Consider the following 16001-nt stretch of genomic DNA (forward strand, 5'->3'; position numbering starts at 1 on the left):
AGTTTTATTTTCATTTTTTTACTTTTTTAAATAACTAATAATTGTTATAATTTCTATATACAACAGGAGGTGTTATTTTGAGAAAAGAATTCATTAACTTTGCATCTGATATGCCTGTTAATATTTCATTTTGTTCAGTTAAGGAATATCCTATACATTGGCATAATTCTATTGAAATAATATATGTAATAAAAGGTAAAGTTAAAATATCCATAGATACAGATAGCTTTGAACTATTTGAAAATGAATTAGAAATAATAAATGTTGATGAAACTCACAGTATTACTTCTAACTTTGATAATATGTTATTAATATTCCACATTGATCCTAGCTTTCTATCTAAATACTATAAAGATATTAAGAATGTTTATTTCTATACGAATACTTCTGACCTTGGAGCTCAAGAAGGTGCTGAGTATGACGAATTCAGAGCATTTTTAGCCGAACTTCTATATGAATATGTACAAAGACAAGAAAACTATGACGAAGAAATTGAAAATATATTAATTAATTTACTTTTTCATCTAATTAATAATTTTCATTATCTCCTTTATGAACAAGAAGATTTAAAAGATAACAAAGAACAATTAGAAAGGTATCATAGAATTTCAAAATATATATATAACAATTATAACAGTAATATAACTCTACAAGAAATAGCTAAAAAGGAATTCTTAACACCACATTACCTTTCACATGAAATCAAAAATGCTACTGGTTATAGCTTTACGGATTTACTTAACCTCACTAGGGTTGAAGAATCGGTAAAACTCCTTTTAGATACAGATATGAGTATTTCAGAAATATCAGATGAAATAGGATTTTCTCATACTAGGTACTTAAATAAGCATTTTAAAATTTATTATGGTTGCACTCCACTTCAATTTAAAAGAAAAAATAAACTTTCTCCTAAATTATATGAAAAAGCAAAAAAGATTACCTATTTACCAATATATGATTCTATAGAACTATTATCATCTTACCTAGATGATTATGAAAGATATAATTACGAAAACAAACTTTGGAATATACATGTTGATATGAGCTTGACTAAAGGAAAATTCACAAAAAAATTTAGAGAAATTCTAACTCTAGGTGACACTTTCGACCTTCTAATTGAAGAAAATAAAAATATTCTGGAAGAACTTCAAGAGGAGCTTCATTTTAATTATGGAAGACTTGAAAACTTCTTTAATGAAGATATGGGAGTATTTAAAGGAAATGATTTTATTAACTGGAATAGGATAAGAACAGTACTTGAATTTCTTGATTACATAAATTTGAATCCTCTTATTGTTCTTGATAATACTAGCTTCTCTCACCAGGATTATATAACAGCATTAGAAAGTTTTAAATCATATTTTTCAGATATTGAAATCTTTGATCTTTCTAAAATTAAATTCCAGCTTTCTTCTAATCTAAATTATATGATAAAAGAAAGTTTAAAAAATTATATTACTAATTCTCTTAAGTTTAGCATTCTAGATAATGAGTTTACTCAAAATAGAGAATTGAACACCATCTATGATACATCATATATGGTTCCATATATAATTCATAAAGAACTATTTACCAACGATGATATGAGCCATTTGAGAGCTTTTGATGTTTTAGAAAGAGAAACTCATTTAAATAACGAAGTTTTTATTGGAGCTTCAGGACTTGTTAACGATATGGCTATAAGAAAGCCTTCGTATTATGCATATTATCTTATGAGCAAACTAAATGGCGACATAGTTGAAATGGATAATGGCTATATAATAACAAAATCATCCGATGGTTTTAGTATACTTTTATATACATACACTGAAACTTTAGAAAGTATTTTTAACAGTCATAACTTAATTAATAAGCGCGGAATGTCTAAATCTACAGAAAAGAAAATTTCATTAAATTTAACTAATATAAATAAAGATTCAAGAATAACCTTTTATGAAATTAATGAAAAAGTAGGTTCATCTTATAACTACTGGGTTTCTATGGGAAAACCTGACAGGTTAAGTAAAGAAGAAATGGAGATTCTATCAAAGGCTTCTTTCCCTAAAATTGAATTTAAATATGCAAAAAGAAGTTCAGTTCTTAATATAATAACCAAATTAAAAGGCTATGGTGCTGTCCTAATTATAATAAAATAAAAAGAACTGGATTAAATGAATTCATTTAATCCAGTTTCATTTTATAGAATATTCTTTTCTTTCGTCATAGCTAAAGAGAAATATTTTAAAGAATCTTTTACATCACCTAAATTATAGTACATACTTGCCATATCCATATATCTTCTTCTTCTTTCTTCCTTAGTTCCAAACTTCAATAATGAATCTAATGCAAGATTCATATACATTTCTGCTTCCCTAAAGTTACCTTTCCTTTGCAATATACTTCCTTTAAAATAGTATGATTTTTCGATAAGTTTTATTTCACCTGTTTCAATAGCTAAATCTAATGCTTGTCCTGCTAGATCATATGCCCTATCATATTCTTTATATTTATATAATGTTTCAATCGATTCATTTAAAAACTGCACATACTTTTCTTTGTTATGCCTTGGAAACATTTTTATCCCCTCTAGAATTTCTTCTACAGCTTTATCATTTTGTCCAACTTCAAAGTAAGCTTTCCCATATTCACCTTTTGCACTAGCTACTATCATTGGATTGCTTTTCTGATATTCATATGTTTTTTTTACATATTTTTGAGCATCCTCAGCCCCTAGTCTTATACATACCATAGCATATGCCTGGCATACTTTTCCCTTATTAATATCTCCTTGTAGGTAATCTTCATATCGTATTGATTCCTTTAATAAATCATATGCTTTTATATCATTATGCAATCTGCAATAACAAATTCCTTCATTGTATGCTACAGTTGAAAACAACTCTTTTCCTGTAGAATCCTCAATATCTATTATTTCTCTAAGCCTTACATAGTAAGCTATAGCTTCACTGTATTCTTCATTTTGAAGAAGATATTTTGCCATATCATTATAGTATACTATTGTATTTTCATCTTTATTATTTTTTTGATAAAGATCATAATATTGAGATATTATTAGTTGAACTTTCTCATATTTCTGCTCTTCTAGATAATAAGAAAATAATATATGTATCAAGTCAAACGCAAGTTCGTAATATTCATATTCCACAGCATAATATAAATTATGTTTGATATCTTCTTCGATATTTTCGCTATTCCCCTTACCAGCTTTAATAGTAGCTAGATTCTCTACTATCTGTTCATAAACATCCTGTATTAAGTAATCATAATCAAGTTCAATTTTATTAGCAATAAATTGTACTATTTCCTTATCTGCCTTGACCTTTCCATTCTCAATACAACTCATTTTTGAAATTGATATTTTATCTTCGCACAAATCTTTTAAGGTTATTCCCTTATATATCCTAGCTCTTTTTATTTTTTCCCCAGTAGACAATATTTCCATTTTTCTCACCCATCTAATTCTAATTTTGTAGAACTCCTACCTCTTTAAATAAACTTACTCCCTGATCTAAATACCTTGTAGCTTCCTCAACCTTTTTATTATCCATATAATATTTACCTAGTATTATTGCTATCTCACCTGCTTTTTGTAGTAATCCACCGTCTTTCGCTATGAGATAACTTTCATTTAACATTCTTTCAGCATTCTCAAAATCATCTTTAATTGTATAAAGCCTATACTTAATTAGATTATATTCTATCATTTTATCTATATTACCTTGCTTTATCTTGCCTATAATTTCATCTAATAGCATTTCACATTTATCAATATTTTTTAATTTCAAATGATTTTTGCAAATGTTTAAGCTTGTCTCTATTAATAAATCATCATCACAATTCGGCGCAAATCCATTAGCAATTTCAAAATGTTTAAAGGCTTCTTCAGTCTTTTCAAAATTATAAAATATCTTTCCTAAATTATTTTCAATATAAGATAGATTCTTTAATTTGTTTATTTCTTCATATATTTTTAGAGTTTTATTAGAGTATTTAATAGCATTAACTAAATCTCCGTTTTCATTATACTCCTCCGAAATATGAAGTAATGTCTTTGCATATTCTTCTCTATTGTAAATTTGCTTAAATTTGTCTTTTGCTAAACATGCATATTTATTGGACTTTTCTTCATCTTCCATGGCAAAATATATTATTGAAATATAATAATATATTTCCCCCAGCATGTAATCATTTCCAATTTTGTTGTCAATATAAACTTTTTCTGCTTGCTTTAAATAACTACCAGCTGAGTGATAAGCTTTTAAATTTATAGTTATTTTTCCAAGATTCAGAAATGTTTCAACTATTTCTTCATAATTATTATTCTTTATGAATATTACATTTGATGACAGAAAAAATTGTTGTGCTAATGCAATTTCCCCCTTAAAAGTACTTATTTTCCCCCTTAAAGATAGTATTTTTGCTTTTCTATATTCTAAGTTGTATTTTTCAGCATAGATTAAAGCTTTTTCAATATAACTTTCTCCTAAACTATATTCTCCACTTAAAATATAAGATTCAGCAACCTGTGAATAATATGTACTAATCTTTTCAGCTTGACTTTCTTCAGACTCCATAAGATATTCTACTGATGTATGTAGATTTACAGATAAATATTCTAATAGATCCATTGAAGGATTTGATCTTCCTGACTCTACTAAACTTATCTGTCCAGGAGTAATTCTATCCTTGGCTAAGTCTTTTAAAGTCATATCTAGCTCTTTTCTTCTTCTTTTTATTTTCTCTCCTAATGACAGAATTTCCATTATATCCTCTTCCTTTTTTAAATTTTATTATTTCATACAGGTAAATAATCAAATTAATAACTAAATTATAACATAAATTTGTAAAAGTAAACAACTTAATGTAATATTCTCAACACATATTAACCAATTTGTTAACATTTATTTTAATAATATAAAAAAAAGCAGAGTAATCAACTCTGCTTTTCCCAATTAAAACATTTTGGTCATTCCATCATAAGAATCCTCAACATAATCTAGTATTTTTTGTCCGGCTTTTCTCACGTTTTTCTGAGTTCTCCTATCTAGTTGAGGTAATACCATCATTCCAACTGTAGCTCCAACTACTACTCCAGCTATCATTCCATTTACATATCTGCCCATATAAAACACCTCTTTTTAAAATTATCTAAATTGGATTCTATATTTATATTATGTATTTTTTATTCTTTTAACCTATGAAATGATTTCCAAAGCCTTCTTTGCAAGTTTATCTGCTATATCATTATACTTGTCTCCACTATGACCTTTAACTTTTATGAATTTTATGTTAATTTTTTTCATATTTTCTTGCATTGATTTATGATATGCTTCTGTTAACTCCTTATTCCTCTTCCAAGTTCCCAGTGCCCAGCACTCTACTCCTTGATAATCATAAACTATTTTAACATCTTCATATCCATTGCTAATAGCATATTCAACAGCCTTTAAGGATCCTAGCACTTCACCTGCCACATTTCTTAATGCAATTGCATCCGAATCTTCCCCAGCTCCACAATCTCTATAAATCTCTTCTCCATTTCTAATTGCTACTAATCCATATGAATAGTTACCCTTTTCTAAAGAAAAACTTCCATCTACATAAATAACTAATCCATTCATATCTAAATGTAAACTTTTTTCTTCATCCACAACATTTGTGCTAGAAATCTCACTTTTCCCTTTTGAACTTAAAGATAAAAATTCTATAGCTTCCTCCTCTGTTTTAAAACTTTTATATATTGCCCCCTTACATCCTATGACTTCTTTTTTGCATTCTTCCCAATTTGTAAGAATCTTAGGTATTCCTGATTTCCCTCTATATACTGAATAATATTTTGTCATACTTTTACCTTCCTATAATGTACTTAATTCTGTAATAACGTTATAAAGTTTTTCTACATTTCTTGCGTTTGTGAAGTTCACTAAATATTCTACCCCTTTTTTAAGTACTAAAACCAATTCCGTTTTCCCTTCCCAGTTCTCAGCTATAACCTGCACTGGAACAGTACTTGCAACCTTATTTAAGGCAAAAAAAGCAACTGCTAATTCATCAATGTTACCTATAAAAGGAATCCTATCTGGTATTATGTCTATAGGAAACATCATATATCCAAGTGATGCTGCTATAGATAATTTTGTTTTAAGAGGTACCCTGTTATCCTTTAATAATCTAGATATTAATGCTATTACATCTGGAACTACAAGAATAATATCACTAGCTTTTTTAACACCTTCTGGTAGCTTGTCCTCTATAAATTTTCTTCCAGTAGTATATCCATCTTTAACTTTTTCAACAGGCAACTCTAATTTCTCCACATCTTCTGTTAATTCCTCTTCAGCTTCTTCTTCCTTTATTAAGCCTCCATTAACTGATATGTTAATTTCTTCAACTTCAACTAAAAGAATATCTTTTCTTACATAAGCGGCTGAGATATCTAAATCAACATATGGTACTGGATTTAATAACTTGTGTATATTTAATACTATTACATCTTTATCGTTTTCTATTCCACTTATAGCAAGATATTTAAAAGCAGTTTTTAATGCAAAACTGCGTATAATTCTAAAGATACCAAGCTTTAGCACCTTAAACTTTGACAATCTGCAGTATATCTTTCCGTCTCTGACACCCTCTATCGCTAAACTTCCTTTGAAACCAAAAGATATTCCTTTTTTGAAAGTACCTTCTATTGTAATTTCATTATCTATATTTACTTTATTAAGAGTTAATCCTTCAACTTTAACAAATTCATTTATTATACTTAAAATATCTTGTCCAGTTAGTTCTGCATTTACCTTTGAAATCTTCATTATATTTTCCTCCACTAACATATAATCTTAATTTATTTTAACCTGATTTTTATTTATTGTAAAACTATATATATTTATTGCCTGATATAAGCAATGATGAACAAAAGGAAAATTCAACGATATTTAAAATCACAAATTATATACCAAATAAAATATTTGTATATAAAAAAAGAATTGATTACAATTTGTAATCAATTCTTTTTTTCATTAAAATACTGGAACTACAGCACCCTTATAAGTATCAGTAATATATTTTTTAACTTCATCAGAAGTAAGTGCCTTTGTTAAAGCCTTAATCTTTTCTGAATCTTCATTTCCTTTTTTAACCGCTAATATATTTCTATAATTTTTTATAGATTCATCATTTTTATCTTCTGTAAATAATGCATCCTTTGTAGCATCTAATTTAGCTTCAAGCGCATAGTTACCATTAATTACAGCACCATTTAATTCATCTAAAGTTCTTGGAAGTTGTGCTGCTTCTAATTCTTTGAATTTTATATTCTTAGTATTTTCAGTAACATCTGCAATTGTTATAAGTTCTCCATCTTTAACTTTAATTAGACCTGCTTTTGCAAGTAATCTTAAAGCTCTTGCTTCATTTGATGGATCATTAGGAATTCCTATTGTTGCACCATCTTTTAATTCATTAAGATTCTTAACCTTTGTTGAATATAAAGCCATAGGTTCTATATGAATTTCTGCTGTGTAAGTTAAATCATAGTTTTTCTTTTCATTTGTTGTATTCAAATAAGCAATATGTTGGAAGTAGTTCGCATCAATTTCTCCATCTTGTACTGCTGTATTTGGTAATTCATAATCATCAAATTCTTTTATCTCTAACTTATAGCCTTCCTTTTCTAATATAGGCTTAATTTGTTCAACTATTTCTTTATGTGGAACAGGTGATACTCCAATAGTTATTGTTTTATCATCTGTTTTCTTTGCTCCGCATCCAGCTAATCCTAGTGCTAATATTCCTGCTAATACTACTGAAATTATACTTTTCTTTTTCATTTATAAATCCCCCTTTAAATCACTAAATCTATTTAGATAATCTGTTATATAAATAATTGCCTAAACTTTGTAATCCTTGAACTATAATAATAAGTACTATTACTGTCACTATCATTACATCTGTTTGAAACCTTTGATATCCATATCTTACAGCTAAATTTCCAAGACCACCTGCTCCGATAGTCCCTGCCATAGCTGAATATCCTATAATACTTATTAATGAAAGTGTTATACCTGAAATGATTGCAGGTACAGCTTCTTTAATCATTACTTTAAATATTATTTGAGTTGTACTAGCCCCAAAAGCTTTTGCTGCTTCAATAACTCCTGGATCGACTTCCTTTAAAGCTGATTCTATTATTCTAGCTATAAAAGGTGCCGAAGCTACAGTTAATGGCACTATAGAAGCTACTTCTCCAATAGAAGTTCCTACAATTAATTTCGTAAATGGTATAATAACTACCATTAATATAAGGAACGGTAAACTTCTAAGTGTGTTTACTATAAAGTCTAACCCTTTATAAACCGCCTTATTCGGTTTTAATCCATTTTCATCTGTTAAAGTTAATATAATAGCTGGTATAAAACCAATTATCACTGCTAATATAGTTGATGGAACAACCATTACTAAAGTTTGTTGTATTGCTGGCCAAAGTAATTCCCACATACTATATTACCTCCCATTCTATATTTTTATCTTTTAAATAATTCATAACTAGGTTCTTGTCCTTTTCTTCTACATTTATTACTAAGCTACCAAGAACATTACTTCTAAACTTTTCTAGTTTGCCCCAAACTACTGAAAAATCTACATTTGTTTCTCTAGCCATTCTTGTGATTATTGTATTTTCAGAACAATCTGCTGGGAAGAATAACTTTATATTAACTCCTGTATCAGGTAGAGTTTCCTCCTCTTCTTCTCCTAAGAACTTCTTTAGAGATAGTCCTGGTTTTAAGAATAACTCATCTGATCTTCCTTCTATTTTAATTTTGCCCCCTTCGATTAATGCTACTTTTTCACATACTTCTTTTACTACTTCCATTTGATGTGTAACCATAACTATGGTAATTCCAAGTTCTTTATTAATCTTTAATAGCAAAGATAATATATCCTTTGTTATCTTTGGATCTAATGCCGATGTTGCTTCATCACATAAAAGTACTTTTGGTTCAAGTGCTAAAGCTCTTGCTATAGCAACTCTTTGTTTTTGTCCCCCACTTAGAGATGCAGGTTTACTGTTAATCTTTTCTTCTAGCCCAACTAATCTTAACAGTTCCATTACTCTCTCATCTATTTTTTTCTTACTGTAGCCCCAAACTTCAAGTGGAAGAGCAATATTTTGATATACTGTTTTTCTTTTTAGTAAATTAAAGTTTTGGAATATCATACCTAAGTCTTTTCTAAATTCTCTAAGTTCATTATTATTAAGCTTAGAAACTTCTTTCCCCATCACAATTACAGATCCATTATCATATGACTCAAGACCATTTATGCATCTAAGCAAAGTTGATTTTCCTGCCCCACTATGCCCGATAATACCGTAAATTTCCCCTTCATTTATGCTTATTGAAATATCTTGTAAAACTTCTACATCCCCAAAACTCTTACTTACATTTTTAATTTCAATCACTAATTGTCTCCTCCTCTATGAATGTAAGATAAAAAATAAATGCGCTAGAGAATAAATCTCTAGCGCAATAATAAACACTAAAATATTATTCTCTCATCTTTCAGTAATTTAAAAAATTTACCGCAGGATTTAGCACCATAGTAAAATAGTAAATGAACTATTATATTGGTTGCTGGGCTTCAAAGGGCCAGTCCCTCCACCACTCTTGATAAGATATCGTTGTATTAAATTTTCTGAGCAATTGCTTCATGTTATTTATAATATTATCTTAATTGCAATTTGTCAATATCTTTTTATGAATTTTTAACAAGACAAGCAGCAATTGAAGCAATCTCTTCTTGCTTCTCCAACCCTAGCTGCCTCTATAGATACATTTATCATGTTAGTTTGATTAAACTATTTTCTTTATAAGAAAATTAAAAACTTTTATCGTAGTATTTTGTATAATTTCACATAAAAAAAGTTGCATTAATCAGAAATATCCCTAATCAATACAACTTTCCATTAAGCCAATTTTATAAACTAATTATTATTTTCTACAGCTTTTTGTATATTATCAATTGCTTCTCTTAAACTTTCACTCTTTTCATTTACAATATCTGCAACCTTATAAATATCAACTATCATCTTAAGCATTTCATTTTGATCTTTAACTGTTGATTCAGCCACCTTACTACTCATATCAGATAACTTCTTAACTTCTGTTGCAACTACTGCAAATCCTTTTCCAGCTTCTCCAGCTCTAGCAGCTTCAATAGATGCATTTAAAGAAAGCATATTAGTTTGAGATGCAATTCCCACTATTTCTTGTGAAGAATTTTTAAAACTATTCACCATATCCTTCATACTGTCTACTTTGCCATAAAGACTTTCTGCTGTACTCTTCATTTCATCAATTTCTTTACTAATTTTTTCAATAGACTTACTTATTGATTCCATTTGTTCCATGATATCCTACTCCTCTTTCCTATAGATTCCCAACCTAATTATTATTATATACCATTAAAATACTAAAACCAATATTCTATTATTGATTTCATACTATCTACCTAAATTAGCATTCAAAATACTTTTCAATTCTTTTGTAGTATTTCGTATATTTTGCTTTTGTAAAATCGCTGACACCACGGCTATTCCATCTATTCCTGACCCACTTAATTCATTAACATTCTTGTCATTTATTCCTCCAATTGCAACTACCGGAATACATAACTTACTTTTAATTTCTTTTAATGAATCATATGTAACCTTAACAGTATCTTCTTTCGTACTTGTAGCAAATGCAGCACCACAGCCAATATAATCTGCCCCATCTGCTTGAGCCTTTAATGCTTCATCCAAATTATGTGCTGATACCCCTACTAATTTATCTTTACCTAAAATTTCTCTAGCTACTTTGCAAGGTATATCACTTTGTCCTAAATGAACCCCTGAAGCATCAATAGTTTGAGCTATATCCAGTCTATCATTTATTATTAATGGTATATTATATTTATCGGTTACAACCTTAATTTCCTTAGCTATTTTATAAAAATCTAATGAAGATATTTCTTTTTCTCTAAGTTGAACTAAAGTCACTCCTCCAAGGATACTCTCTTCAACTGCTTTACTCAAATTTCTTCCTTTTAATACAGATCTATCTGTAACTAGATAAAGTGAATAATCAATAACTGATTTGTCCATTTATTTTTCCCCTTTTCTAAAACTCTTATATAAATTATCAATAAAAATTCCTAATTGCTGTATAAAAACTTACAATTCTCTTGTATACTATTATAGCTAATCAACTCTTTCATGACCATAGTATAAAGTGGTATTATTTTTTATATTTGAAATAATGTTATATTTACATTATACTAAGTATGTTTATATGAAATATAAGTAATAAATTTTCAGGAGGTGCTAACTATGAATATTTATTTAGATAATGCAGCAACAACTAAGCCTTCAAGCGAAGTAATTAACGCTATCTGTGACAGTATGAATAACTTCTATGCTAATGCTTCATCTCTTCATAAGCTTGGTATGGAATGTGATAAAAAAATAAATGAATGTAGAGAGGAAATTGCAAAAACTATAAATTGTTCTAAAGATGAAATTTATTTCACATCAGGTGGAAGTGAAGGAAATAACTTTATCCTAAAAGGACTAGCAAAGAAAGATCTTCATGTAATTACTACTAATTTTGAGCATAGTTCTATAAAAAATACAGTTCAATTTTTAGAAAACAATGGAGTTAAAGTTACTTACATTCCTGTTGATTCAAACGGATTTATAGATATAGACAATTTAAAATCTGCTATTAATAAAGATACTGTATTAGTATCGATCATGTATGTAAACAATGAAGTAGGTACAATACAAAACCTTGAGGAAATTGGGAAAGTTATAAAAGAAATAAGTTCAAGAGCAAAATTTCATGTAGATGCCGTTCAAGGTTATGGGAAACTTCCTATTAATGTAAGCTCTATGAAAATCGATGCATTAACTGTAAGTGCTCATAAAATCAATGGTCCAAAAGGAATTGGATTTTGTTATATAGGAAAAGGTATTACTCCTATTCCCAATATAATTGGTGGAGCTCAGGAAAAAGGGCTCAGAGCAGGAACTGAAAACTTACCTGGTATAGTAGGTCTTACAATAGCCGCTAAGGATAAAATTAACCATCTCAAGGAAAACTATAAAAAAGTAGAAGAATTAAAAAATTATATGATTAATAAACTTAGCGATATTGATAACATTAAAATTAATAGCCCTATGGATGAAGGTTTTTCTCCATACATACTAAACGTATCTTTTGCAAAAATACGTGGAGAAGTATTACTCCATTTCTTAAGTGAGGAAAACATCTTTGTTTCAACTGGATCAGCTTGTACTTCTAAAAGTAAAGGTGGAGTTGTTGGAAGCCATGTGTTAGAGGCAATGTGCCTCACAAAAAGCGATGTTGAAGGTGCAATAAGATTTTCATTTTCACCTGACAACACTAAGGAAGAAATAGACAAGACCATTGAGATTTTAAAAAAAGGATTATTATTGTTAAGGAGAATTAAAAGATGAATAAATTAATTTTAGTTAAATATGCTTCGGAGATATTCTTAAAAGGTCTAAATAGGAATACTTTTGAAAAAAAATTAAGAAATAATATTTCAAGAAAACTTAAGGGCCTAAATTTTGAAATTATAATGGACCAAGGTAGACATTTTATAAAAGTTGACGAAATAGAAGAAGGAATAAAGAGAATTAGAAATGTCTTTGGAGTTTCTGAAGTTTGCTTAGTAACTAAAGTAAATAGAGATCTAGATGTAATTAGAAATGAAGCTGTTAAATGTATTGCCGATGTGGATTGTAAAACTTTTAAAGTTATTACTAATAGGGCTAATAAAACTTTTCCTCTAAATTCTATAGATACTTCTAGAGATGTTGGAGGATTCATTCTTCATAATTCACATAAAGAACTATCTGTTGATGTTAAAAATCCGGAATGTGCAATACATATTGAAATAAGAGAACATGCTTATATTTGGTCTAGTAAAGATAAAATCAAAGGAGTCGGAGGTCTTCCTTATGGTATTAATGGAAGCACAATGCTTATGCTCTCTGGTGGTATAGATTCTCCTGTTGCAGGATATCTTATGGCTAGAAGAGGTGTTGCACTTAATTGCGTCTACTATCATAGTCACCCTTACACATCAGAACGTGCTAAAGACAAAGTAAAAGAACTTGCAAAAATCTTAGCTAGATACACTGAAGAAGTTAATTTATATATAGTTCCATTTACTGAAATTCAAATGAGTATTATAGAAAAATGTAGAGAAGATGAATTAACAATAATAATGAGAAGATTTATGATGAGAATAGCTTGTACTTTATCCGAAAAACTTGGTATAGATTCTATTTCTACTGGTGAAAGTATAGGTCAAGTTGCAAGTCAAACTATGGATGGACTTATAGTAAGTACAGATTGTGCTGATAGACCAGTATTTAGGCCACTTATTGCTATGGATAAAGAAGATATTATGAACATAGCTAGAGAAATAGATACATATGAAACTTCAATTCTTCCTTACGAAGATTGCTGCACAATATTTGTTCCAAAACATCCAAAAACTCATCCAAAAGTTGATAAAATGAGAAAGAGTGAAGAAGTCCTTGATATAGCTTCATTAGTTAACTTTGCTATAGAAAATATGGAAGTTATTAAACTAAGATAAAAAAGATGTCTCTTAATCGAGACATCTTTTTTATTAATTATTAATTATTAATTCATTGTCATTCCTAATATTATCAACATTCAGTTGAATTATCACCTTTTCTATTCTTTTTTCATTCACTTCATGAACCTTAAAAATTACTCCATCATATTCTATAACTTTCTCATTCTCTTCTGATGGAATTTTGCCTATAGTATTTATTAAGAATCCACTTAAAGTATCTATATCTTCCGTTTTAAAGTCTATGTCCAATTTTTCTTCAAGGTCTTCTAAAGGCATAGTACCTTGAGCTAAGAAAGAATTTTCGCCAATTTGTACTATATCCTCTTCTTCAATATCATACTCATCGTTGATTTCTCCCATTATTTCCTCTACCAAGTCTTCTATAGTTACTATACCTGAAAAACCACCATACTCATCTATTATTATTGCTAGCTTACTCTTTGATGCTTTCATTTCTTTAAATAAGTCTTTTACTCTTTTACATTCAGGTACGAAACTAGGTTCTATAAGTATATCTCTAAGATCCACATTTTCAAAACCTTTTTTCTTTGCTTCAATTAAAAAATCTTTCATGTAGAGAATTCCAATAATATTGTCTATATTTCCTTCATATACAGGTATTCTTGTATATCTCTTTTCTAGCAATTCATCTATATAATCATCTAATGTATCCTCTATGTCTATACAATAAACCTCTGTTCTTGGTGTCATTACCTTTTCAGCACGCTTATCATCAAACTCAAGAATGCCATCAATCATTTCTTTTTCATTTTCATTTATAGTACCACTCACTTGACCTTCTTCAAGAATAGACTTAATTTCTTCCTTTGTCACTTTTTCATTTAAGTAATCTTTGTTAAGTCCTGTTATTTTAACTAAAAAGTTAGTTGATACAGCTAAAATTTTAATGAAAGGTGATAATACCTTTGAAATAAGCATTATAGGTCCAACAAATGACATAGCTATATTTTCTGAATTATTCAAAGCTAATCTCTTTGGAAACAATTCTCCAAAAACAAGAGTAAAGTAAGATAATATAATAGTTACTCCTATAAAAGCTATCTCTTCTCCATAGGAAATATTTAAACTGATTAATAATTCTCCTAACTTTTTTGATACTCCTGTAGCTGCACTTGCACTGGCAAAAAATCCGGCCAATGTTATACCAACTTGAATAGTTGATAAAAACTTGGTAGGCTCTTCAATAAGTTTACAAACTACCTTTGCCTTCTTATTCCCTTCATTCGCTAACATCTTTAGTTTATTTTTGTTTACTGATACTATTGCCATTTCTGCAGCTGCAAAAAAAGCATTAATTAAAGTTAATGCTACTAATAATAAGATGTATGAAATATTACTAGCATTCGGTCCAGGTCCTTCGTCCATTTCTTTCCTCCAATATCTTTTTATATTCCTTGAGTATTATAACTTACTCATATCTATATAATAACATATTTCCTATACTTGCTTCCACATCTTACACCTTAGCTTATTCTTTTAACACCTAACCATAGATTGGCCACAATGATACTAATTAAAATAGCAACAATTCCTATTGATAATAAAGTTATAAATATGAAATTATAAGTATATATAAATTTAATTATAAGGTTTGTATCCATTTTTAAACTTACAAATATAGTAGCAATCGCCATATTTATAAATAGTAGAACTATTGCTCCAAAATAGCTATTTTCTATATCAGGTTTGCTTAATGACATGTGAGAACTTATAGAAATAGCTAAAATCATAAATATCCAAAATTTATAGTCTGAAATATTTTTTACTGAAAAAATAGTTTTTACTATATACGTAAGGTCAAATTCTTTCATATTAAATAAAGCGTTAAAAGTATCTGGTAATAACCATCTACTAAGAGTAACAATAATAATACTACCTACAATTAGTGGTCCAATTCCAATAAAGAAATCTCCTACCCTTTGGTATAAACTATCATGTCTACTATGCCTGACATATCCCAGCACTCCACCTTTTTCTACTGCACTTGGAATAAACCATTTCACTTCTACAACCCTATGCATAAACAATATGCACATTATAAAATGCCCAAACTCATGTACTGGAGTTCCTATAAAAGATGTTATATATAAAGCTGGTTTTCCAAAAGCTCCATAAATATAATTTCTACTTCTATTATTTAACCATCCTATCAAAAAACCAAATATAACAAAAACTCCTACCATACCTATGGTTAAATATAATCCTAATTTTATTACTTCCATTAAACTACTTCTCCTTTTAATATCTCGTGTATGTCTCAACACAAGTCTTTATTTCACTTGTTTTATACATAGACTACATATAAT

15 protein-coding genes and 1 riboswitch are annotated in these 16001 nt (G+C 28.7%); of the genes, 3 read left to right on the top strand and 12 right to left on the bottom strand.

What is annotated here, in order from left to right:
- Positions 1–77: 77 nt before the first annotated feature.
- The gene (locus H9661_RS16855) at positions 78–2135 is read left to right on the top strand and encodes a helix-turn-helix domain-containing protein (RefSeq protein ID WP_191769940.1); all 2058 of its coding nucleotides are present in this window, start codon (positions 78–80) and stop codon (positions 2133–2135) included.
- Between the two features lie 41 nt (positions 2136–2176).
- Here H9661_RS16855 and H9661_RS16860 read toward each other — a convergent pair whose 3' ends face one another.
- The 10 genes from H9661_RS16860 to thiE form a co-directional block, all read right to left on the bottom strand.
- Complete coding sequence (locus H9661_RS16860) at positions 2177–3442, bottom strand: helix-turn-helix domain-containing protein (RefSeq protein ID WP_143318148.1); 1266 nt, start codon at positions 3440–3442, stop codon at positions 2177–2179.
- Between the two features lie 19 nt (positions 3443–3461).
- On the bottom strand, positions 3462–4763 hold the full coding sequence (locus H9661_RS16865; protein ID WP_143318147.1) for a helix-turn-helix domain-containing protein: 1302 nt from the start codon (positions 4761–4763) through the stop codon (positions 3462–3464).
- A 189-nt stretch (positions 4764–4952) separates the two neighbouring features.
- Entirely contained in the window at positions 4953–5123 is a 171-nt protein-coding gene (locus H9661_RS16870) for a YtxH domain-containing protein (protein ID WP_143318146.1), read from the bottom strand.
- A 72-nt stretch (positions 5124–5195) separates the two neighbouring features.
- Positions 5196–5843 (bottom strand): ribonuclease H1 domain-containing protein, encoded by a 648-nt coding sequence (locus H9661_RS16875; RefSeq protein WP_143318145.1) that lies wholly within the window; start codon positions 5841–5843, stop codon positions 5196–5198.
- A gap of 12 nt (positions 5844–5855) precedes the next feature.
- Entirely contained in the window at positions 5856–6812 is a 957-nt protein-coding gene (locus H9661_RS16880; protein ID WP_143318144.1) for a YkvA family protein, read from the bottom strand.
- 207 nt (positions 6813–7019) lie between these two features.
- A complete protein-coding gene (locus H9661_RS16885) occupies positions 7020–7829 on the bottom strand; it encodes a MetQ/NlpA family ABC transporter substrate-binding protein (protein ID WP_143318143.1) in 810 nt (269 codons plus the stop codon).
- Between the two features lie 28 nt (positions 7830–7857).
- The gene (locus H9661_RS16890; RefSeq protein WP_143318142.1) at positions 7858–8496 is read right to left on the bottom strand and encodes a methionine ABC transporter permease; all 639 of its coding nucleotides are present in this window, start codon (positions 8494–8496) and stop codon (positions 7858–7860) included.
- Between the two features lies 1 nt (position 8497).
- Positions 8498–9460 carry a methionine ABC transporter ATP-binding protein gene (locus H9661_RS16895; RefSeq protein WP_143318141.1) on the bottom strand — a complete coding sequence of 321 codons (963 nt, stop codon included), beginning with the start codon at positions 9458–9460 and terminating at the stop codon, positions 8498–8500.
- Between the two features lie 90 nt (positions 9461–9550).
- Positions 9551–9675: riboswitch (SAM riboswitch) on the bottom strand.
- A 307-nt stretch (positions 9676–9982) separates the two neighbouring features.
- Positions 9983–10408: a methyl-accepting chemotaxis protein gene (locus tag H9661_RS19930; protein WP_143318140.1), complete on the bottom strand. Its 426-nt coding sequence runs from the start codon at positions 10406–10408 to the stop codon at positions 9983–9985.
- A 93-nt stretch (positions 10409–10501) separates the two neighbouring features.
- The gene (thiE, locus tag H9661_RS16905; protein WP_143318139.1) at positions 10502–11143 is read right to left on the bottom strand and encodes a thiamine phosphate synthase; all 642 of its coding nucleotides are present in this window, start codon (positions 11141–11143) and stop codon (positions 10502–10504) included.
- A 225-nt stretch (positions 11144–11368) separates the two neighbouring features.
- Here thiE and H9661_RS16910 point away from each other — a divergent pair, with 225 nt between their 5' ends.
- Both H9661_RS16910 and thiI read left to right on the top strand, forming a co-directional pair.
- Complete coding sequence (locus H9661_RS16910; protein ID WP_143318138.1) at positions 11369–12517, top strand: cysteine desulfurase family protein; 1149 nt, start codon at positions 11369–11371, stop codon at positions 12515–12517.
- Positions 12514–13671 (top strand): tRNA uracil 4-sulfurtransferase ThiI, encoded by a 1158-nt coding sequence (thiI, locus tag H9661_RS16915; RefSeq protein ID WP_143318137.1) that lies wholly within the window; start codon positions 12514–12516, stop codon positions 13669–13671. The genes H9661_RS16910 and thiI overlap by 4 nt, the downstream gene beginning before the upstream one ends.
- A gap of 33 nt (positions 13672–13704) precedes the next feature.
- Here the strand turns inward: thiI and H9661_RS16920 are convergent, their stop codons facing one another.
- A complete protein-coding gene (locus H9661_RS16920) occupies positions 13705–15060 on the bottom strand; it encodes a hemolysin family protein (RefSeq protein ID WP_143318136.1) in 1356 nt (451 codons plus the stop codon).
- Positions 15061–15158: 98 nt separating this feature from the next.
- Entirely contained in the window at positions 15159–15917 is a 759-nt protein-coding gene (locus H9661_RS16925; protein WP_143318135.1) for a hypothetical protein, read from the bottom strand.
- Between the last annotated feature and the right edge of the window lie 84 nt (positions 15918–16001).

This window comes from Clostridium cibarium, assembly GCF_014836335.1.
Lineage (GTDB): Bacteria > Bacillota > Clostridia > Clostridiales > Clostridiaceae > Clostridium > Clostridium cibarium.